General features: G+C 71.6%; 15 protein-coding genes and 1 tRNA gene. 10 read left to right on the forward strand and 6 right to left on the reverse strand.

Going from position 1 to position 20,469, the window contains the following annotated elements; genetic code table 11:
- Positions 1 to 18: 18 nt before the first annotated feature.
- The 5 genes from ABD286_RS11910 (at position 19) to mscL (ending at position 4,364) form a co-directional block, all read left to right on the forward strand.
- The gene (locus tag ABD286_RS11910) at positions 19 to 1,734 is read left to right on the forward strand and encodes a potassium/proton antiporter (RefSeq protein WP_344193649.1); all 1,716 of its coding nucleotides are present in this window, start codon (positions 19 to 21) and stop codon (positions 1,732 to 1,734) included.
- A 91-nt stretch (positions 1,735 to 1,825) separates the two neighbouring features.
- Positions 1,826 to 2,200 carry an FmdB family zinc ribbon protein gene (locus tag ABD286_RS11915; RefSeq protein ID WP_344193652.1) on the forward strand — a complete coding sequence of 125 codons (375 nt, stop codon included), beginning with the start codon at positions 1,826 to 1,828 and terminating at the stop codon, positions 2,198 to 2,200.
- A 120-nt stretch (positions 2,201 to 2,320) separates the two neighbouring features.
- Positions 2,321 to 3,157 carry an S-methyl-5'-thioadenosine phosphorylase gene (locus tag ABD286_RS11920; protein ID WP_344193654.1) on the forward strand — a complete coding sequence of 279 codons (837 nt, stop codon included), beginning with the start codon at positions 2,321 to 2,323 and terminating at the stop codon, positions 3,155 to 3,157.
- Between the two features lie 14 nt (positions 3,158 to 3,171).
- The gene (locus ABD286_RS11925) at positions 3,172 to 3,861 is read left to right on the forward strand and encodes an SAF domain-containing protein (RefSeq protein WP_344193656.1); all 690 of its coding nucleotides are present in this window, start codon (positions 3,172 to 3,174) and stop codon (positions 3,859 to 3,861) included.
- Positions 3,862 to 4,001: 140 nt separating this feature from the next.
- Positions 4,002 to 4,364, forward strand: coding sequence for a large conductance mechanosensitive channel protein MscL (gene mscL / locus ABD286_RS11930; RefSeq protein ID WP_344193658.1), 363 nt, complete (start codon positions 4,002 to 4,004; stop codon positions 4,362 to 4,364).
- A 30-nt stretch (positions 4,365 to 4,394) separates the two neighbouring features.
- Here the strand turns inward: mscL and ABD286_RS11935 are convergent, their stop codons facing one another.
- Complete coding sequence (locus tag ABD286_RS11935) at positions 4,395 to 8,831, reverse strand: AAA domain-containing protein (protein ID WP_344193660.1); 4,437 nt, start codon at positions 8,829 to 8,831, stop codon at positions 4,395 to 4,397.
- Positions 8,832 to 8,960: 129 nt separating this feature from the next.
- Here ABD286_RS11935 and ABD286_RS11940 point away from each other — a divergent pair, with 129 nt between their 5' ends.
- The gene (locus ABD286_RS11940) at positions 8,961 to 10,925 is read left to right on the forward strand and encodes an adenylyl cyclase (RefSeq protein WP_344193662.1); all 1,965 of its coding nucleotides are present in this window, start codon (positions 8,961 to 8,963) and stop codon (positions 10,923 to 10,925) included.
- 73 nt (positions 10,926 to 10,998) lie between these two features.
- Here the strand turns inward: ABD286_RS11940 and ABD286_RS11945 are convergent, their stop codons facing one another.
- The 3 genes from ABD286_RS11945 to ABD286_RS11955 all read right to left on the reverse strand — a co-directional run bounded on the left by ABD286_RS11945 (position 10,999) and on the right by ABD286_RS11955 (position 13,987).
- Positions 10,999 to 11,988, reverse strand: a complete 990-nt coding sequence (locus ABD286_RS11945; protein ID WP_344193664.1) for a LacI family DNA-binding transcriptional regulator — start codon at positions 11,986 to 11,988, stop codon at positions 10,999 to 11,001.
- Between the two features lie 98 nt (positions 11,989 to 12,086).
- The gene (locus tag ABD286_RS11950) at positions 12,087 to 12,860 is read right to left on the reverse strand and encodes a matrixin family metalloprotease (RefSeq protein WP_344193666.1); all 774 of its coding nucleotides are present in this window, start codon (positions 12,858 to 12,860) and stop codon (positions 12,087 to 12,089) included.
- A gap of 173 nt (positions 12,861 to 13,033) precedes the next feature.
- Positions 13,034 to 13,987, reverse strand: coding sequence for a universal stress protein (locus ABD286_RS11955; protein WP_344193668.1), 954 nt, complete (start codon positions 13,985 to 13,987; stop codon positions 13,034 to 13,036).
- A gap of 185 nt (positions 13,988 to 14,172) precedes the next feature.
- Between ABD286_RS11955 and ABD286_RS11960 the strand changes: the two genes are divergently transcribed.
- From ABD286_RS11960 to ABD286_RS11970, 3 genes are all read left to right on the forward strand, one after another.
- Entirely contained in the window at positions 14,173 to 14,652 is a 480-nt protein-coding gene (locus ABD286_RS11960) for a DUF6220 domain-containing protein (RefSeq protein WP_344193669.1), read from the forward strand.
- Positions 14,642 to 16,258 (forward strand): multicopper oxidase family protein, encoded by a 1,617-nt coding sequence (locus tag ABD286_RS11965; RefSeq protein ID WP_344193670.1) that lies wholly within the window; start codon positions 14,642 to 14,644, stop codon positions 16,256 to 16,258. The genes ABD286_RS11960 and ABD286_RS11965 overlap by 11 nt, the downstream gene beginning before the upstream one ends.
- Positions 16,259 to 16,425: 167 nt before the next feature.
- Positions 16,426 to 17,706, forward strand: coding sequence for a YeeE/YedE family protein (locus ABD286_RS11970; RefSeq protein WP_344193672.1), 1,281 nt, complete (start codon positions 16,426 to 16,428; stop codon positions 17,704 to 17,706).
- A 73-nt stretch (positions 17,707 to 17,779) separates the two neighbouring features.
- On the opposite strand, the gene ABD286_RS11975 is transcribed toward ABD286_RS11970, so the two are convergent.
- Positions 17,780 to 19,024: a hypothetical protein gene (locus ABD286_RS11975; protein ID WP_344193674.1), complete on the reverse strand. Its 1,245-nt coding sequence runs from the start codon at positions 19,022 to 19,024 to the stop codon at positions 17,780 to 17,782.
- Positions 19,025 to 19,307: 283 nt separating this feature from the next.
- Between ABD286_RS11975 and ABD286_RS11980 the strand changes: the two genes are divergently transcribed.
- Positions 19,308 to 19,383, forward strand: a tRNA-Arg gene (locus ABD286_RS11980).
- 48 nt (positions 19,384 to 19,431) lie between these two features.
- Here the strand turns inward: ABD286_RS11980 and ABD286_RS11985 are convergent.
- The gene (locus tag ABD286_RS11985; RefSeq protein ID WP_344193677.1) at positions 19,432 to 20,352 is read right to left on the reverse strand and encodes a hypothetical protein; all 921 of its coding nucleotides are present in this window, start codon (positions 20,350 to 20,352) and stop codon (positions 19,432 to 19,434) included.
- Positions 20,353 to 20,469: the final 117 nt, after the last annotated feature.

Below are 20,469 nucleotides of genomic sequence, written 5' to 3' on the forward strand. Positions count from 1 at the left end.
GAAAGGACGTGACGGGCCGTGCACGCAGGACTCCCCGGACTCGCGCCCGGAGGCCTGTCCGGTGCGGTGCCGAGCGGGTGGCCCGGGCTCGTGGCCGACACGGGGAGCACCGGTTTCACGCTCCACGACCTCACCCCGGCACTGCTCATCGGGTCGCTGGTCCTGCTCGTCTCCGTCGCCGCCGTCCGCCTCTCGGTGAAGTCGGGGCTGCCGTCGCTGCTCATCTACCTCGGCATCGGCCTCGCCATCGGTGAGGCGGGCTTCGGGATCGAGTTCGACTCCAACGAGCTCACCCAGGTGCTCGGCTACGCCGCCCTCATCCTCATCCTGTCCGAAGGTGGGTTGAGCACCCGGTGGGAGGGCATCCGGCGGTCGGTCGGCCCCGCGGCGATCCTGTCCACCGTCGGCGTGGTCGTCTCGGTCCTCGTCGTCGCCCTCGCCGCGCGGTTCGTCCTGCACCTCGACTGGAACACCGCCCTGCTCGTCGGCGCCATCCTGTCCTCCACCGACGCGGCCGCCGTGTTCTCCGTGCTGCGCCGGGTGCCGCTCCCCCGCCGGATCACCGGGATGCTCGAGGCAGAGTCGGGCTTCAACGACGCCCCCGTGGTCATCCTCGTCACCGCCCTGGCCGCGCGCAGCGCCGACCCCGCGGACGCCGAGGGCTGGTTCACCCTGTTCTTCAAGGCCGTGGTCGAGCTCGGGGTCGGGTCCGCGATCGGGCTCGCGGTCGGGTGGCTGGGTGGCCAGTTCATGCGCCGGTCCGCGTCGGGTTCGTCGGGTCTGTTCAGCATCGGGGTGGTCGCCCTCACGGTCCTCGCGTATGCCGCGGCGGCCAGCGTGCACGCCAGCGGGTTCATCGCCTGCTACCTCGCTGCGCTCGTGCTGGGCAACCTGCGCCTGCCGCACGGACCCGCGGTGCTCGGGCTGTCCACGGCCCTGGGCTGGCTGGCACAGATCGGGTTGTTCGTCCTGCTGGGCCTGCTCGCGTCCCCGAGCGAGATGGGCGACCAGGTCCTGCCTGCCATCGTCATCGGGCTGGTGCTGCTGCTCATCGCCCGGCCGTTGTCGGTGGTCGCCTCGGTCTCGCCCTTCCGGATCGGGTGGCGCGACCAGGTCTTCCTGTCGTGGGCAGGCCTGCGCGGAGCGGTCCCGGTCGTGCTCGCCACCGTCCCGCTCACCGTCGGGGCGAGGAATGTCGACTGGATCTTCGAGCTCGTCTTCGTGCTCGTCATCATCTTCACGATCGTCCAGGCGCCGACCCTGCCGTGGTTCGCGCAGAAGCTCGGCATCGTCGAGGACTACGCCACGCTCGACCTCGCGGTGGAGGCCACGCCGCTGGAGGAGCTCGGCGCCGAGATGCTCCAGGTCACCGTCGGCCCGGCCTCCAAGCTGCACGGCGTCGAGATCTTCGAGCTGCGCCTGCCCCCGGGGGCCAACGTCACGCTGGTCGTCCGGGGCGACAAGGGTTTCGTGCCCGAGGTCAACACCGTCGTGCGCCGCGGCGACCAGCTGCTCATCGTCACCACGGCCGAGTCCCGGACCAAGGCCGAGAAGCGGGTCCGCGAGGTGAGCCAGAACGGTCGCCTCGCCGGCTGGGCCACCGGCGGCGGACGCCAGGTCCGCGGTCGGGTCGGTGGCCCGGCGCCGGTCACCCAGGCCCCGGCTCCCTCGGTCACCGACACCGGTCGGGCCCTGGCCCGACGGCTGGGCCAGCGGATCAACGGGAAGAAGTAGGGTCCGCGCGGCCTTATAGTTGGCAGTCGACCCACCACAGTGCCAGCCGATCCCTGCCGGATCCGTGGCCCGCAACACCTTGGAGGAACCCGTGCCGACGTACTCCTACGCCTGCACCGAGTGCGACCACCGCTTCGACGCGGTGCAGTCGTTCAGCGACGACTCGCTCACGGTCTGCCCCGAGTGCCAGGGCCGCCTGCGCAAGGTGTTCAGCGCCGTCGGTGTCGTCTTCAAGGGCGGCGGCTTCTACCGGACCGACTCCCGCAGCGGCTCCTCCGCGTCGATGCCCGCCGGCAAGAGCGAGTCCGGCTCGTCCTCGTCCAGCTCGTCCGACTCCGGGTCGTCGAGCTCCTCGGACTCCGGATCCTCCTCGACGGGTTCGAGCGCGGCCAAGGCCGGCTCCTCGTCGTCCGGGTCGTCGTCGTCCGGGTCTTCGTCCAAGGCGGCGGACGGCTCGGCTGCCTGACCCACCCCGCACCTGTGCGCTGCCCGCCCCTGTCCACAGGGGCGGGCATCGTCGTCCAGGTGTCCACAGCGTCGGTCCGCCCGCGTGTGGGTGGCGACCCCGCTGCGTACGCTGAACGACATGACATCGGAGCAGCCCCGCGCAGACCTCGGCCTCATCGGCGGCTCCGGGTTCTACGAGTTCTTCGACCAGGCCGAGCGGGTCAGCGTGACCACTCCGTTCGGCGACCCCAGCGACGACCTCGTCATCGGTGACGTCGACGGTCGCCGGGTCGCCTTCATCGCCCGGCACGGCCAGGGGCACCGCTTCCCGCCGCACCGCGTCAACTACCGGGCCAACCTCTGGGCGCTGCGCTCGGTCGGCGTCCGCCAGGTGCTGGCCCCGTGCGCCGTCGGGTCGCTGCGGCCCGAGCTCGGTCCCGGCACCGTCGTCGTGCCCGACCAGGTGGTCGACCGCACGTGGGGCCGGGACCACACCGTGTATGACGCGGAGGGGCCTGTCGTGCACGTCGGGTTCGCCGACCCCTACTGCCCGCACGGGCGGGAGGTGGCGATCAGGGCTGCCCGCGGCGCGGGCCTCGAGGTGGCCGACTCGGGGACCCTGGTGGTCATCAACGGTCCGCGGTTCTCCTCCAAGGCCGAGTCCGCGTGGCACCAGCAGGCCGGGTGGACGGTCGTCGGCATGACGGGGATGCCCGAGGCCTCGATCGCCCGCGAGCTCGCGATGTGCTTCACCACCATCGCCCTCGTCACCGACCACGACGCCGGTGTCGACGGTGGTGAGGCGGTCACCCACGAGGAGGTCCTGGCCGTCTTCGGTCGGAACGTCGACAAGCTCAAGGCGGTGCTGCGCTCCGCCCTGGCGGCGCTGCCGGAGTCCGAGCCCGACGACACCGCCGGCTGCTCGTGCCGGCGGGCCCTCGACGGCATCACCCTGCCCTTCGCGCTGCCGGGCTGAGGTCGGGAGTCAGGGTGGCGACGACAGCAGGACAGCTGCTCGACCGGCTGCGGGGTCCCGGGCGTCGCCGCGAGTGGCGCCGTCGGGTGCTGCGCCGTGCAGTGGCCGCTGCCTGTGCCGTCGCCGCGGTGCTCGGGGTCATCGCCCTGGCCCGCGCTCCGAAAGGTGGCCCCCTCACGCCGGTGGTGGTCGCTGCCAGACCTCTCGCGGTCGGCGAGGTCGCCACCCCGGACGCCCTCCAGGTGCGGCTGTTCCCTGCGGAGCTGGTCCCCGACGATGCCGCGAACACCGTGGCCCAGGTCGTCGGCCGCCCCCTCACGGCGACCCTCAGCCGCGGGGAGCCCGTGACCACCGAGCGCACCCGCCCGGCGAGCGTGCTCACCGGTCAGCCGGTGGACCTGCTCGCCTTTCACGTGATGATCGCCGACGCCCAGTCGGTGGCCATGGTCCGGCCCGGCGACCGCGTCGACCTCGTCGGCCCCGGGGGCGTCGTCGCGCGCAGCGCCCCGGTGCTCGCGGTCGATCCCGTCTTCACCACCGACTTCGGCGCGGTGCTCAACGGACCCGGGTCGTCCAGCGGCAACAACACCGCGGGTTCGGGACTCACCGTGGCCGTCAACCAGCCGACGATCCTCGACCTGTCCGCCGCCCAGCAGGACGTCCTCGGTCGGCCCCAGCTCACCCTGGTGCTGCGCTCGCGCTGAGTGGTGGTCCTGTCGACCGCCGGCGATGACCCGACATGCCGGGCGTCCACCCGCAGACGTGGGCTGTGCTGGTCGCTAGCGTGGAGGCACTGCTCCACTCATCAAGGGTCGGAAACAACCAACAGAAGGGTCGGGATCCCATGAAGGGTTTCAAGGACTTCGTCATGCGGGGCAACCTCGTCGAGCTCGCCGTCGCGTTCGTCATCGGCGCAGCCTTCGCCACCGTGGTCAAGGCGTTCACCGATGTCTTTGTCGCGCTCATCGGCAAGCTCGGGGACCAGCCGAACTTCGACACCTACCGGCCCGGCGGTGTGCCCGTCGGCGCATTCCTCACGGCCCTGATCGCATTCCTCATCATGGCCTTCGTCGTCTACTTCTTCGTCGTGAAGCCGTACGAGCTGGCCAAGGCCCGCTTCGCCGCGGCCCCCGAGGTCGACGCGGCGCCGGATGAGAGCGTCATCCTGCTGCGCGAGATCCGCGACTCCCTCAACCGCCCCATCTGAGCCGACGCGGGCCCGTCCCGCCGCACTGGGTCAGTCCTTGCCCCAGTGCGGCGGGCGCTGCTCGAGCAGCCAGCGGTCGTACGCCGAGAGGTTTCGCTGCTCACCCCAGCCGGCGTCGGTGTCGTCCTTGGTCTGCTCGGGGGCCTTCGGCTGGGCCGTCGCCTCTGCTGACTCCGTCGCCGGCGCCTGCGCCTGCGGCATCGCGTCCTGGTCGGCGACGGCCGGCCCGGGGAGCTGGAGCCCGGGCTGGGTGTTGGTGGGCTTGGACGTGGCCCGCCGTCCCCTGACCCGCCGCTTGCGAGCCGCCTGGTCCGGCGCGGGGGCGAAGTCGTCGGCGACCAACCCGTCGAAGGCGAGCTGCGCCTCGGCCGCGGGCTGGCTGGCCTCTGGGTCGCCTGCTCCGACCTCGGGGGCCGGGAGCTCGGCGGCCTGCGGCCCGGGCTCGGCGGACTCGGGCTCGGCGGACTCGGGCTCGGCGGACTCGGGCTGGCCGGCCTCCGGCTCGATGGCGACAGCATCGACCGGCGGCGCCACCCCGTCCGGCCGCGCGAGGTCGTCCTGCGCGGTCGGGGTGATGATCGCGGGGACGACAGCTCCGGAGACGAGCTCCTGCGCTCGCCGACGTGACGCAGCCCGCTGCACCGCGGCGTGCACGCGGGAGACGTCGCGCGCCGGGTCGCGGAACAGGTCTGTCGTCCAGACCCGCAGGTGCTCCCAGCCGAGGCGGCTGAGCTGCTCGCCGCGCAGCCGGTCCCGGTCGCGGGTGCTCTGCATCGCGGCATACGCGGGACCGTCGGTCTCCACCGCCACGAGCACCACGCCGGGACGGTCGGGGTCCTCGACGGCGAGGTCGACCGGGTGGCCCGCACCTCCGAAGGCCTCGTGCACGACGAGCCCGGACTCGCGCAGTCGACGCGCGAACTCGGCGCGGACCAGCCCGCCGAGCGGCGGGGCAGGCGTCGCCGGCAAGGGGTCGGCAGGTGCGTCGACCGTCGCGCTCGTCGGCTCGGCACCCGCCTCTGGCGACGAGTCCTCGCCAGTCACGTCGGCCACGGGCTCGGACGTCGACGGCTGGGTGACGGGCCCCGGGAGGGTGCCGTCGGCGGCATACAGGAGGAAGTCGCGCAGCATGACCGCACCGCGGGCCTTGAGCCTGGTGGGATCCAGGTCGGAGGCGAGCAGCGAGGAGACCACCGTCATCCGGCGGCGGGCGCGGGTGATGGCGACGTTGAGGCGGCGCTCGCCACCCTCGAGGTTCAGCGGGCCGAACCGGTGCAGCACCCGACCGTGCGGCGTCTTGCCGTAGCCGACGGACAGGATGATGGCGTCGCGCTCGTCGCCCTGGACACGTTCGAGGTTCTTGACGAAGAAGCGCTCGCGGCGGTCCTCGTCGAAGAAGTCGCCGACCCCCTCGGCCCCGAGCAGCGCCTTGCGCAGCGCGTCGTCGAGACGGGTGGCGTGCTTGATGCCGAGCGCGATGACGCCGAGCGACTCCTGCGGCCGGGTGCGGGCGTGCTCGAGGACGAGGGCGACCACGCGGTCCACCTCGGCCTCGGTCGACTCGATGGCCTCCTCGCCGGGGGCGACGACCCCCGAGCCCTCGACGGACTCGAGCCGCACGACGGCGTCGGTGCCCGTGCCGGGGAAGGTCACGAGCGAGCCGTCGTACATCTCACGGTTGGCGAACGCGACCAGGCGCTCGTCGAGCGAGCGGTAGTGCCACGAGAGGCGACGGGTCGGCAGGGCAGCGGTGAGGACGTCGAGCACCGACTCGAACCCCTCGGTCAGCGTGTCGGAGTCGGGGGCGAGGTCCTCGTCGACCGCTGAGGTGAAGAAATTCGTCGGCGGGAGCTGGCGCTCGTCGCCGGCGACCACGACCTGGTGGGCGCGCGAGATCGCCGACACGGCCTGCGCGGGCGGGATCTGCGAGGCCTCGTCGAAGATGACGACGTCGAACCAGCGGCCGGGTGGCAGCACCGACGCGACGACGAGCGGGCTCATCGCCCACGCAGGCTTGGCCGCGGTCAGGGTCTCCCCCGCCTTGGGCAGCAGCTCGCGCAGCGGCCGGTGGCGGCGGGACTTGCCCGCCTCGGCGCGCACGAGCGCCTCCTGCTCGGGGTGGTCGGCCAGCACCTCGCGCAGGCGGCGGGCCGCTCCGGCGCGGACGCGGTCGGCGCTGGCGGCGAGGTGGGCGTGGTCGGCGGCGACGTACTCGGCGGCGACCCGCTGGAGCTGCGCACCGTCGTGGGCTCCGTACCGGGAGTCGCGGACCACGAGGTCCTCGGAAAGCGAGGTCCACCAGACGAAGTCGAGCTCGGCCGAGACGTGGTCCGCCTCGACACCGCGGCGGGCCAGGTCGTCGACGAGCGGGCCCATCCCGGCAGCCCGCAGCGCGTCGAGCGCACCGAGGACGCGGGGCACGACGGTGAGCCGCTCGGGGCGAGCGGCGAGGTCGGCCATCCGCTGCTGGAGCTCGGGCAGCGGGGTGCCCATGAGGTCACCGCCGGCGGCGGTCGGGGCCAGTCGCTCACCGAGCCAGCGCAGGTCCTCCGCGAGGGACTCGTATGCAGCCCGCGCCCGGTCGAGGTCGAGCGGGATCTCGGGGCGGCCACCGGCACCGGCCATCGCCTGCCACGACGTGCGCTGCTGCTGGGCACCGACGAGCGCGCCGTGCAGGTCGGCGGGCGGCGGACCGGGGCGCAGCAGCGAGCGGGCCTGACGGCGCAGTCGCCACCGGGAGTACAGGCCCAGGTCGACGTCGTGCTCGGACCGGTAGGACTTCGAGCCGGTCGCGGCGACGAGGTCGCCGAGCGGGATGTCGAAGACCTCGGGCCGGAACACCTCGAGGGTGTCGCGGACCCGGGAGACCGAGTCGAGGACCACGCCCCAGTCGCCGACCCGCTCCGCCTTGGGGAGGTTCACCTCGGCGAAGACCTCGGTCATGGTCTGCTCGACGTCCTGGAGCTGTCCCTCGGCCAGGCGGCTGCTGACCTCGCGGGCGCGAACCGCCTCCTCGGACGTCGGGATGCGTGCGCCGAACCACGGGTCGGTGCCGGCGTCGGTCGACCAGGCACCGAGCGAGGCGGCCTCCGTCAGCTGTCGACCGAGCTCCTGCACCCGGCGGCGGTCGAGGTCGGCGAGCTGCTGGCCCCGCACCCGCACGCGCGAGGTCGGGGAGTGCCGCGCCGCGCCGAGCGTGGCGATGGCCTCCTGTGCCTGGTGGGCGGAAACGCCCCACGGCTGGCGGACCTCGTGCAGCGCCTTGGAGTGCTCGACGAGCGTGGCACGGCGGTCGACGAGGTCGCGCTCGAGGTCGGCGGTGTCGGGCTCGGTCGTCGTCGTGCCGCGTTCGAGGGCCTTGCCGAACTCCTGGGCCAGGCGTCGCTTGTTGCTGGCGCCGTCGTAGGCGTCGAGCACGAGGTCGGACAGCCCCACGCTGTGCAGGCGCCCGAGGACGGCGTCGATGGCCGCGCGCTTCTCGGCGACGAAGAGGACACGCTTGCCCTCCCCCGCCAGGCTGGCGATGAGGTTGGCGATGGTCTGGGACTTGCCGGTGCCGGGCGGGCCCTTGATGACGAGGTGCGCGCCGGAGCGGACGGCGTCGATGGCTGCCTGCTGGGTGGAGTCGGCGTCGAGGATGAGGAGCTCGTGCGACGGGTCGGCGTCAGCGGGGAACTCCGGCACCTGGGTACGCACCGCACGCAGGGCACCGGGGTCACCGGCGAGCGCTGCGACGACGTCGTGGTCGGCGAGCGAACTCCCTTGTGCTGCAAGGTCGGCCACCATCGGCAACTTGGCGTAGGAGAAGGTGCCGACCACCAGCCGCGGGGTGATGGCGAAGTCCGGGACGCCCTTGCAGAGCTGCTTCAGGCGCTCGTACACGGGGTAGGGGTCGAAGGTGCTGCCCGAGGAGGCGAGGTCCTCGAGCGCGTCGGTGTCGAAGTCGATGCCCTGCTCGGAGCGCAGGTAGTGCTCGAGCACGGGGTTGAACTCGACGTCGTTGCCGAGGTCGAGGTCGAAGTCCTCGCGCGCGGCCCCGGTGGGCCGCAGCACGCACGGGCGCAGGAGGACCGGCGCGGCCGGGGGGCGGTTCGCGCCGCGGACGGTCCACGTCGCCATACCGATCGCGATGAACCCGGCCGCGATGCCGCGCTCCTCGGAGAGCTCGACCGTCTTGGACCGTATGGTGCGGGCGCGCCGCCGGGCCTCGTCCAGCGCCGCGGGCTCGCGGACGAGGTCGGACAGGCGGGTGGGCCGGCCAGCGAGCAGCATGGCGAGGCCGCCGGGGTGGGCGGTGGACAGGTCGAGGGTGCCGGTGGGGAGGTCGCGGTACCAGAGCAGCGTGTTGCGGCCGCCGAGGTCGACCAGGTGGCGCTGCCAGGTCTGCACGGCTGCGGCGACGCGCTCACCACGGGGATCGGGGTCGGCAGCCGGGGCGGTGGGGGTCTCGTCGGTCGGCTGGTTCACCTGTGCAGGCTAACGAACTGGGCTGTCGGCCGGGTCCACCGCCATGCGAGCGCCCTTGACGCGTGCGGGCGACCCCACCATGCTCCGAGGTGACACGATTCACCACCCCTCAACGGAGAGGCCCTCCCCATGTCCCAGCAGGTCCCGCACGCCCTGCGCGCGCCGACGACCAGACCTCGCTCGCCGCGTCCGGTGCGCTGGCTCGCCGCCGCCGCAGCCCTGGCCACGCTCGGTGCAGCTGCCGCCACGACCACCGCCTCCGCGGCACCGGTGGCCGCAGCGCCCGCCCCCGCGTCGGCCCCGACCGTCAGCGCCGCACCGGCGGCCCCGTCCACCCCGGCACTTGGCCCGTCGGTCACCGTCTTCGACCCGAGCATGCCGGTCGCCCAGATCCAGGCGTCCCTCGACAAGGCGTGGACCGCGCAGGTCGACAACGAGATGGGTAGCGAGCGGTACGCCTTCTTGTTCAAGCCCGGCACGTACGGCACCGCGGCCCAGCCGCTCCAGGTCAAGGTCGGCTACTACACCGAGGTCGCCGGGCTCGGCGCCTCACCGACCGATGTCGTCATCAACGGCAAGGTCGAGGCCTACAACCGCTGCCTCGGCGACGGTGGGACGAGCAACTGCATCGCCCTCAACAACTTCTGGCGCACCCTGTCCAACCTCTCGATCAAGGTCGACGCGACGGGTCAGGACGGCTGCCGCGCCTCCGCCAACTTCTGGGCCGTCTCCCAAGCGGTCTCGATGCGCCGCCTGGACGTGAGCGGGGCCAACCTGTCGCTGATGGACTACTGCACCGCCGGACCGCAGTACGCCAGCGGCGGGTTCATCGCCGACTCACGGATGCCGTTCGTCATCAACGGATCCCAGCAGCAGTGGCTCACGCGCAACAGCGAGCTCACCGGCTGGAGCAACGCCGTGTGGAACGCGACGTTCTCCGGCGTCGTGGGCGCACCCTCCGAGGAGGGCTTCCCCAACCCGGCCTACACGACCCTCGACAAGACCCCCGTGAGCCGCGAGAAGCCGTTCGTGTTCGTGGACGCCCAGGGCCGTTATGCCGTGCGCGTCCCCTCCGCACAGCGCGACAGCCGCGGCATCTCGTGGGCCAACGGCCTCACCGCCGGACGGACGATCCCGCTCAGCGACTTCTACGTCGCCCGGCCCGGCGCCTCCGAGCAGGAGATCAACACCCAGCTCGCTCGCGGCAGGCACCTGCTCCTCACCCCCGGGGTGTACGACGTCGACCGCACCATCGAGGTCAAGCGCGCCGACACCGTGGTGCTCGGCCTCGGCCACGCCACCCTCACCTCCGCGCGGGGTGCCGTGCCCGTCGAGGTCAAGGACGTGCCGGGCGTCGTCGTCGCGGGAGTGACGATCGATGCGGGCACCGTCGAGTCCCCCGCCCTCCTGCGAATCGGTTCGAAGAACGGCAACAACGGCACCGCCAAGGACGCCTCGTCGAACCCGACCACGCTGTCCGACGTGTACTTCCGCGTCGGCGGTCCGCACATCGGCCGGACCAAGGTGGCCCTGGAGGTCAACAGCGACGACGTCCTCATCGACCACACGTGGGTCTGGCGCGCCGACCACGGCACCGAGGGTTTCACCCGCGGCGTCAACGGTGACACCGACCGCTGGCGCACCAACACCGCCGCCAACGGCGTGGTCGTCAACGGCGACGACGTGACGGCGACCGGCTTCTTCGTCGAGCACTTCCAGGAGCACAACGTCATCTGGAACGGCGAACGCGGCACCACGGTGTTCTTCCAGAACGAGCTGCCCTACGACCCGCCGACGCAGGCGGACTGGATGGACGGCACGAAGCTGGGCTGGTCGGCCTACAAGGTCGGCGACCGGGTGAAGCAGCACCGCCTCTTCGCCGGTGGTGCCTACGTCTTCAACCAGAACAACCCGTCGATCCACACCGAGAACGGGTTCGAGGTGCCCAGGACGCCCGGCGTCACGCTGCACCACGTCCTCACCGTCAACCTCGGTGCCGGGACGCTCGACCACGTGGTGAACGGCGTCGGTGGCGCCGTCGACACGACCCGCGTCGGTGTGCCCGAGTACGTCGTGGACTACCCGGCGAAGTAGCCACTGCCCCAACAGATTGCGTGGGCCGGACCGCAGCAGCGGTCCGGCCCACCCTTGTGTCGCCGTCAGTCCGTCAGGCGGAGTCGCGGACGACGACCTCGAGCAGGTCGACCCAGGCCGGGAGGTCCTCTGCCTCCCCGCCCTGCAGCCCCTTGACCACGACTCCGGCGAGGTGTCGGGCCTGGGCGTCCAGCGCCTGGGAGACCGTCGTCAGGGGCGGGACCGTGAACGGCGCGGCGGGACCGTCGTCGACACCGATGACCGCGAGGTCGTCCGGCGCGGTGAGCCCCTGCGCCCGCAAGCCGGCGAGGACGGCGATGGCGACGTCGTCGTTGTAGGCCGCGACGGCTGTGGGTGGTGCGGCCGCCTTCCTCCAGCCGCGCACCGCCTGGACCGCGGAGTCCAGCGACTGCTCGACCGGAATCACCTGCGGCGCGGGCAGACCCGCGTCGGCACACGCCGCTCGGACACCCTCGAGGCGCAGCTCGACGAACTGGCTGACGCGCGGGTCCGTCGCGGCGGCATACCCGAGGGTGCGGTGGCCGGCCTCGCACAGGTGCCGGACCTGGAGGCGTCCGATGCCGCGCTGGGACGTGGTGAACATGCCGGCCGCGCCCGGGTCGTCGAGCAGGGTGCCGAGGACCTGAACCCCGGCCCGGCGCATCGCCTCGCGGTCGGCCGGGGGGAACGCCGTGAACCCCACGACGGCGCGCGGCGTGACGACGCGCAGCAGGTCGGTGAGCGGGCGCCCGCCGCGCTGGTGGTGGACCAGGAGCGACAGGCCGCGCTCGGCGAGCTCCCCCGCGAGGTGGTCGAGCAGCGAGTCCACGGCCGGCCCCAGCGGCCAGTCGGGGAGGACGTAGAGGACGAGGTCGCTGCGCCCGGTTCGCAGCGTGCGGGCCGCGGCCGACGGGGTGTAGCCGAGCCGTTCGGCACTGGCACGGACCCGGGCCCGGGTCTGGTCGGAGATCGTGACGCCGGGGGTGTCGTTGAGGACGTAGCTCACCGTCGTCCGGGAGACCCCGCTCTCCCGAGCGACGTCCGAACTCGTGACGGTGCGCAAGCTCAACTCCTGGGGCCAACTGGGTGCGTGTGCCAGCACCCTACTGACCCGGGCTGCGGACGAGGGGCGTCTCGGGCGAGGTCAGCGGGCGGCTCGGGTCAGCTGAGGTCCTTGAGCGGCATCGACGCGGTGTTGATGCAGCCGGCCGCCTTGCCCAGGCGGTAGAGCCCTCCACGGTCGCCGGTGGCCATGCCGCTCGGGGAGATGCTGGAGATCACGGGGTACATCTGCTGGGTGTTGGTGTCGACGTGGGCGAGTCCGAACGCGTGGCCGAGCTCGTGCAGCACCACGTTGGTGCGGCGCAGTCCGGTGCCGAAGCCGGGCTTGGTCTGGCTGAGCATCTGCGGGGTGTCGAGGACGACGAAACCTCGCAGCGCAGCCGTTGTGTAGGTGGTGGTGCCGTTGGAGGTCCGCGAGACCCAGGCGGCGTAGAGCCCACCCTGCCCGAGGACCGAGCCGGCCAGGTTGTAGTTGGTCTTGGTGGGGCTCGTGTAGGCGATGACGAGCTCGGCGGTCTGGCTCGGCATCGATCCGACCTGCGGGACCTCGGTCGTGGATCCCTTGTAGGAGAACGTCATCCCCGTGTGGGTGGCGATGCGTCCCACGGCGGTCTTGGTCTCGGAGAGCACGGTCGACCGCTGGTCGGTGGGCACCGCTGCCAGGTTGACCTTCCACGTGACGGCCGTCTGGCAGCCGTTCCAGCGCAGCGCCACCTTCGACCCGTTCGGGAGGGTGATGTACGTGAACTTGTAGGTCGCCGTCGCACCCGCGGCGGCCTGCGGGGTGGCGGTGGTGATGGCGGCGACGAAGCCCAGCATGGCGGTGGCCGCGGTGACGGCTGCGAGCGCCTTGCGAGGGAGGGGGATGCGCATGGAAGGTCCTTCGGCGAGGGCGAGCACTCCTGGGGGTGAGCTGCTCTGAGGGCAACGCTAGGGCGCAGAGCGTCCGGTTGACCGTGGTGGACGCAGGACTGGTCCGTTCGGTTGAGGACGCGCCGCCCGACCTGCGGAGCACCGGTGTGCCGCCGAGCGCGCGGCCCGCGTCGCTACCGGACCACCATCACGGGGCAGGTGGCCTCGTGGATCACCGTGTGGCTCACCGAGCCCAGCAACAGTCCGGCGAAGCCGCCCCGGCCCCGGCTGCCGACCACCAGGAGGCCGGCGTGGACACCGTTCCCGGCCAGCACGTGACCGGGCTCCCCGAAGAGCACCTCGGTCTCGACGACGAGGTCCGGGCGGTGGGCGGTGGCGCGGCGGCGGGCACCGTCGAGGATCGGCTGGGCGTGCTCGCGCACGGCGTGGGAGTGCTCGGTGCCGGCACGCGAGTCCTCGACGTACGCCCAGCCCTCGGGCGAGCGGAGGTGCCCCACCGTCACGATGCGCAGGACCGCCCCCGCAGCGGCGGCGACCTCGGCAGCCCGTGCGACCGCGCGGTGCGACGCCTCGCTGTCGTCGACGCCGACCACCACCGGGTGGTCCGGTCCCGGGTGCACGGCCCAGCCGCCCCGCACGACCACGACGGGGCACAAGGCGTGCGCCGCGACGGCATACGAGGTCGACCCGAGCAGGCCGGCTGCCATCCGTCCACGTCCCCGCGAACCGATCACGACGAGCCCGGCGTCCTTGGAGGCGAGCACCAGCTCGGCCGCCGTGGTGCCGACGACGACGGCACTGTCGACGAGCTCGGGACCGGTGACCGCGGTCGCCCGCGCGACGCCCACGTCGAGGATCGCCTGCGCGTCCGCCCGCACCTCGCTCGGCAGGGTCTCGGGCAGGAAGGGCGGACCGATCGGGATGTCGGCCGCCTCGACGCAGTGGACGACGGTGAGCGGGCGGTTCTCGCGGCGGGCGGCGTGGGCAGCCCAGTCGAGCGCGGGCTCCGCGCCGGGCGAGCCGTCGAAGGCGACCACGATGCCGCGACCGGTCGGGTGGGCAGCGTCCATGACGTCCTCCTTGTCGAGGACCCGGTGGGCGCGTGCGCGCAGGGTGCGCAGTCCCACCGGGTCACTCCCATCGTCGGTCGATGGCACGACCGGGATCAGGGTCGAAGGTCCCGACGAGCGCGCCCCGTGCGTTCTGCGTAGTGCAATCACGCGAGGCGGGACCGGTGGCACAGGGCCACCATCGAAGACGGAGGGGTGGGGGCCCACGACCAGCGGGCTCTCGTGACGGAGGAGGGTGTGGGATGAAGACGGTCTACAAGTGGCTGGCATTCCTCGTCGCGCTCGAGGTGGTCGTCCAGGGTGCTGTGATGGTCTGGGGCATCGCCGGGCTGGGCCTGTGGGTCGACGGTGGCGGGGTGCTCGACAAGGCGACGTTCGAGAACGCGTTCGAGGGCGGCGAGACACCGTTCCCGGAGTTCGCCGGACTGATGCTGCACGGCATGAACGGCATGATGATCATCCCGGTGATCGCGCTCCTGCTGCTCCTTGCCTCGTTCTTCGCCAAGGTGCCCAAGGGTGTTCGGTGGGCGGCGGGTGTCGTCGTCCTCGTGGCACTGCAGATGACGCTCGGGCTCATGGGCCACGAGATCCCGGCCCTCGGGGCCCTGCACGGCGCCAACGCCCTGCTGCTCTTCTCGACGGCGCTGTGGACGGGCCTGCGCGTCACACGGTCTCAGTCCACGAGCCGGCACGTCGAGGCAGCGGAGCGCGTTGCCGTCTGAGCACTCGGCCGCCGAGGAGCTCGACCCGCACACCGGGGAGACCGGGGCGGGTCCGACAGGCCTCGGGGCAGCGCTGCGGCGACACCTGCGACTGTGGGTCGCAGGTGTCGTTGCGCTGGCCCTCGTGGGCACGATCGGCTGGATGTGGGCGGCGAGCTTGGTGCCGGCGTCCTACTCCCCCATGCAGATGGGTCTCATGGACGCCGGTGGCGGCCCAGCGGTCCACCTGGGTATGGCGCACGGCACGGTCCCGTCCGGAGCCACGGGTTCGGGCGCGGGCCCGCGTACGGAGTCGGGTGTCGGGCCAAGGCCGCGGGACGTCACCTCGTTCGTGGAGCAGCGCCGCGGCACGCCCGACGTCCGGCTCACCCTCACCGCACGCCGGGAGGAGGTGAGCATCCCCGGCGGGCCGACGGTCACGGCATACACGCTCAACGGCACCACGCCCGGACCGACGATCAGGGCCGCACAGGGCCAGCTCGTCGAGGTGACCCTCGTGAACGAGTCGGTGCCCGGTGGGACCACGTTGCACTGGCACGGCATCGACGTGCCGAACGCCGAGGACGGTGTCGCCGGGGTCACCCAGGACGCCGTGACGATGGGACGTTCGCACACCTACCGGTTCGTGGCCGAGCGGGCCGGGACGTACTGGTACCACTCGCACCAGGTCTCCCACGAGCAGGTGGTCAAGGGGCTCCTCGGGGCCGTGGTGGTCACGCCGAAGGCTCCCGATGCCTGGACGGGTGCCGACACCGCGCTCGTCGCGCTGTCCCACGTCTACGCCGGGAAGCGGACCATCAACGGCCGCGCCGGGGAGACGCGGATCGAGGCGGCAGCCGGGTCGGTCGTCCGGGTGCGGGTCGTCAACACCGACAACGGGCTGATGCCGGTGTGGGTGGGCGGAGCGGCGTTCCGGGTGCTGGCGGTCGACGGCACCGAGGTGCACGAGCCGCAGGAGGCGACGGGCCGCGCGGTGCTCGTCCCCGCAGGCGGTCGGGCCGACCTGGGCGTGCACGTGCCGGCGACCGGCGTGCGCGTCGAGCTCCCGGGTGCTGCCCTCGTGCTGGGGCCCGCAGGCGCGCAAACCCCTGCCCCGACACGGAAGCCGGCCGCGAGCGTGGACCTGTTGTCCTACGGAACCCCCGTTGCGCTGCCCTTCGACCCCGAGCGCGCCACCCGCCACTTCACCTACTCGATCGGGCGCAGGCCGGGATTCGTCAACGGACGACCGGGGGTGCACTGGACGATCAACGGGACGATGTACCCGAAGGTGCCGATGTTCGTCGTCTCCGAGGGGGACGTCGTCCGGGTGCGGATCGCCAACAAGAGCGGGGAGACCCACCCCATGCACCTGCACGGGCACCACGTCGTCGTGCTGTCGCGTGATGGCGTCGCCGCGACGGGGAGCCCGTGGTGGACCGACTCGCTCGAGGTGTCGCAGGGGCAGACCGTGGAGGTCGCGTTCGTCGCCGACAACCCGGGCATCTGGATGGACCACTGCCACAACCTCCCCCACGCCAAGGAGGGGCTCGTCGCGCACCTGATGTACGAGGGCGTGACGACGCCGTTCCGGCTCGGGCGGCACTCGGTCAACAGCCCGGAGTAGCCGCGGCCCGGTCCGGGACCTGCTTGGGGTCCAGCGGACTCGCGCGCCTGTCGTGGCGAGAGCCGGTCTCGCCCGGTCCACGATGCGGGCGGGTGCTGTCGGTGTCCGTTCTGCCCGCCTATGGTCGAGGTTAATTCATACCGAACGCCTAGGATTTAGGGAAAGCCATGTCAGCCACCCTCGAGCGCTCCGGCGCCTCCCCCGCCCGTGCCCTGATCGCCCCGGCGCCGACGTGCGCCCTGCCCCCGCCCGCGGAGAAGGCGGGCCCGGTCCAGGTCAAGCCATTGGCCGTGTTCGGGGCGCTGGCGCTGGCCCTCCTGTGGTGGGTCGGGAGCCAGTACGGCGCGCAGAAGGCCGTGCTCCTCGCGCTGGGCCTGGGGCTCGGGGTGGCCCTGTTCCACTCGCGGTTCGGGTTCACCTCTGGATGGCGCCAGCTCGTCGCCGTCGGCAACGGTGCGGGCCTGCGCGCCCATGCGCTGCTCGTCGGGACGACCGCGACCATCGCAGCCCTGCTGCTCGGCACCGGCACCGGCCTGTTCGGGACGACTCCGGCTCCCGCCGGCGGCCCCCTCGGCGTCGGCCTGCTCGCCGGGGCGTTCATCTTCGGCCTCGGTATGCAACTCGGCGGCGCGTGCGCGTCCGGCACCTTGTTCGCGGTGGGTGCGGGCCAGGCGAGCATCCTGCTGACGCTGTTCGGGTTCATCGTCGGTTCGGTGCTCTACACGTGGCAGTACGGGCTGGTCGACGACCTCCCGGCGTTCGAGCCGATCGTGCTGGGTGAGGAGATCGGGTGGTTCGGCTCGTGGGCCGTCACCATCGCGGCGCTGCTGCTCGTGGTCTGGGGCTCGAAGGTCTACCAGGCACGACGTAATCCCCCGCCCACGTCGCCCGCCCCCACCGCCCACGGCTTCGCGCGGGTGATCCGCGGATCGTGGCCGATGCTCGTCGGCGCGGTCGTCCTGGCCGTCCTGGCCGTTGGCGTGCTGCTGGTCAGCGGCGGTATCTGGGGCGTGACGAGCGCGTTCGCCCTGTGGGGCACCAAGGTGCTCCAGGTGCTGGGCGCCCACCCCGAGGAGTGGGCGTACTGGCAGCAGGCCGCTCCTGCCAAGCAGCTTGCCGCGCCGGTGCTGTCCGACAAGAACACCCTCACCAACGTCGGCATCATGATCGGCGCCGGCCTCGCCGCCGCAGCCGGCGGCACTTACACGCTGCGCCACCGCGTGCCGTGGAAGGTCGCCGTCGCCGCGGTCCTCGGCGGGATCATGCTCGGCATCGGTGCCCGCCTGGCGCAGGGCTGCAACATCGGCGCCTACCTCGGCGGCATCTCCACGGGTTCGCTGTCCGGGTGGGTCTGGGGCGTCGCCGCCCTGGCCGGGACGTGGGTCGGGCTCAAGCTGCGACCGCTCTTCGGGCTCGGCGTCCCGAAGGCCGACGACAGCGTCTGCTGAGGAATCGCCATGGCCTGGGCGTCGAGGTGGTCCTGCCTTCCCTCTTCGAGCCACTCATGACTCGCCGTGCCGCCTAGACGACCTTGAGCTTCACCGTCCGCATCACCGAGACCGGTGTGCAGCCGCGGGCGTTGCAGGCGTTGGCATCGACGCGAACCTGCGCCGATCCCCCGGTGAACTTGTAGCCCGGTGAGGTGGCCGTGGCCGTCCACCGCGTCGAGCCTGCGCAGGTCGAGAAGCCACTGGTGAAGGTCATCGGTGCCGTGTGGACCACGCGCTTCACCGTCTGGGAGAGCGATCCCTGGGCGTAGGGCGCCGAGTCAGCGCCACTGCAGGAGACCGTGCCTGCGACCGAGACGACGCCGGTCTTCTTGTTGACGGTCCCATTCGCGTCGACGGTGACAGACAGAGTGGGAGCCGGTGGGAGGTAGGCCCCGCTCAGGGTGAAGGTCCCGGTCTGCTTCAAGTCGTCTGAGGTGGCCCAGACAGAGATCAGGTAGGTGGTTCCTGCCTGCGCGGTGAACTGCTCGTCGCACGAGTACTGTCCGAGCTCACCGTTGACCACGGGAACGACACCGACATGGACGTCGTAGTCAGCAGTGGCGCTGAACCGGACGAGGTCGGTGCGCTCTGCAGTCCAGGTGAACCACGTGTCCGGACCCACGCCGAACTTGCTGTAGCAGCCCACCCCTCCGGAGGTGGTGGCCAGAGTCGTGTCCTGAGTGGTGGTGAAGGGAAGGCTGGTGATGGTGGTCGCTGTAGCCGGCTCGTCGTTGGACGGAGTCACCCCGCTCGAGGGGAAGAGCCCGATCGTTGGGCTGTAGAACTCCGTCGCCTGACGCGAGTAGGCGACGACCAGCCGAGACTGCCCTGCTGCGACGGTCAGGGCGCCTGTCGTGGTGATGTCCTGCGTCTCGTTGCCACACGCCAGCACCGTGGACGCGTCGGCCGACAGCACCGCCAGACCCGTGGGCTCGTAACCCGCGATTCCACCCTTCAGGTCGGCAGCATGGGCCACGAAAGTGCTGGTCTGCGCGGCGTCGTAGCGCCACCACGCGGGCCCGTTGATGGGCGCACCGGCATTGCACGCGGAGGCGACCCGCTGGCTCGCGGTATCTGTCGCAGGGTCGGCGGCATACCAGCTGCTCGACTGACCCTGATAGGGGATGGTCGAGAATGTGGTGGCCGTCGCGGGAGTCCCGTTGACCGGGTTGGCGGCGGCGGCAATGGTTGCGGTCCCCACCATCGTCCCGAGCGCCACGGCGGTGGCGACGACGAAGGAGCTGAAGCGACCTGGCCGCCCATCTGATCTACGCATGAGTTGTCCCCTCGAGTCCCACGACGGGAACCGGACCCCCCGCTCCCCACGTCAGGATCGCGCTGAGCCCGATGACACGAATCGGGCGAAAGTTCCAGAGGTCGATGCGCCATCTGCGGTAGGCCACGCTGACCACTCACGGATCCACCGTCGCGCAGCGTGCCCGGGCTTGCCTTTCCAGCGGCGCGCGGGGCCGGGCGGCCCTACGACCTGCCGTCGGCTACCCTTCTCACGCACGGTCACCGCTCCCACTTCTCTCGACTGAGGGTTCGGGCCGCGCCCCGCCCTCGTAGCTCAGGGGATAGAGCACCGCTCTCCTAAAGCGGGTGTCGGCAGTTCGAATCTGCCCGAGGGCACCACCCTTGTATGACTGCGAGCACCGAGCGTCTCGGCGGGCCCATACCGACTCAGCCGCTCGTGATGGCACCCGTGCCGGCCGAGTACTTCGACACGGTGGTGTAGCCGGACTTGGAGCCGGTCACCCTGACCTGGATCCCGAAGCCCACATCTGCGGCCTGCACCTTGTAGGTTGCGGCCGACGCGCCAGAGATGGCCGCATTCACCCCTGCCGCACTGCGGCGGTACCACTGGTAGGCGAGGGTCACCGGCGCCGGACCCCATGTGCCAGGCACCGCCGTCAGCGTCCCGTTGACCTTCGCGGTCCCCGTGATCGTGGGTGCGGGCGTGGCCGTCAACGAGGCCTTGATCACGGTGCTCGTCGTCGCCGAGTACTTTGACACGGTCGTGTAGCCGGACCTGGATCCTGTCACTCGGACCTGGATCCCGAAGCCCACGTCAGCGGCCTGGACCTTGTAGGTCGCTGCTGACGCCCCAGAGATCGCCGTGTTCACCCCCGCGGCGCTGCGGCGGTACCACTGGTACGCGAGGGCCACCGGCGCCGGACCCCACGCCCCCGGCGTCGCGGTCAAAGTCTGGGCGACCTTCGCAGTCCCCGTGACCGTTGGCGTCGGCGTGGACGTCAGGCAGCGGAAGGCATTGGCCTGCATGCACAGGGTGTAGCTGCCACTGGCCACGGACGAGGACGGGGTGATCCGCAGGAAGTAGGTGCCGCTGATCGACGGGGTCACCGAAAGCCCACAGAGCGCACCCGCCGAGCAGGAGGTTGAGGTCATTCGGGTATTCGCGGAGTCGTAGAGAGCGACATTCATGCCCATGGAGCCTGCAATCAGCTCCAAGGAGTAGGCAGACCCCGCCGTCAGTGCGTAGCGCATGAAGTCGATGTCTGCCGCATCGGTTCCAAAGTTGGAGTTGCGCTGCACGATCGACGAAGTCCCCCTGATCCCCAGTGAACCGGGAGCTGCAGTCATGCGCGTGTCGTTGGGCTCAAGACTGGAGTCCCGCGTCAGGCCCTGGTCGTACTGAGGAAGCACCCGAATGCTGTACGTCCCGCTCGAAGTCCCGAACGCGTTGTACTTGATGAAGTA

Source organism: Pedococcus aerophilus (assembly GCF_039532215.1).
GTDB lineage: Bacteria > Actinomycetota > Actinomycetes > Actinomycetales > Dermatophilaceae > Pedococcus > Pedococcus aerophilus.

Excerpts from the sequence above, each read along its gene's own strand:
- ABD286_RS11920 (WP_344193654.1), top strand. The coding sequence starts at position 2,321 with ATGACATCGGAGCAGCCCCGCGCAGACCTCGGCCTCATCGGCGGCTCC.
- mscL (WP_344193658.1), top strand. The coding sequence starts at position 4,002 with ATGAAGGGTTTCAAGGACTTCGTCATGCGGGGCAACCTCGTCGAGCTC.
- ABD286_RS11940 (WP_344193662.1), top strand. The coding sequence starts at position 8,961 with ATGTCCCAGCAGGTCCCGCACGCCCTGCGCGCGCCGACGACCAGACCT.
- ABD286_RS11950 (WP_344193666.1), bottom strand. The coding sequence starts at position 12,860 with ATGCGCATCCCCCTCCCTCGCAAGGCGCTCGCAGCCGTCACCGCGGCC.
- ABD286_RS11960 (WP_344193669.1), top strand. The coding sequence starts at position 14,173 with ATGAAGACGGTCTACAAGTGGCTGGCATTCCTCGTCGCGCTCGAGGTG.
- ABD286_RS11970 (WP_344193672.1), top strand. The coding sequence starts at position 16,426 with ATGTCAGCCACCCTCGAGCGCTCCGGCGCCTCCCCCGCCCGTGCCCTG.
- ABD286_RS11975 (WP_344193674.1), bottom strand. The coding sequence starts at position 19,024 with ATGCGTAGATCAGATGGGCGGCCAGGTCGCTTCAGCTCCTTCGTCGTC.
- ABD286_RS11985 (WP_344193677.1), bottom strand. The coding sequence starts at position 20,352 with ATGACTGCAGCTCCCGGTTCACTGGGGATCAGGGGGACTTCGTCGATC.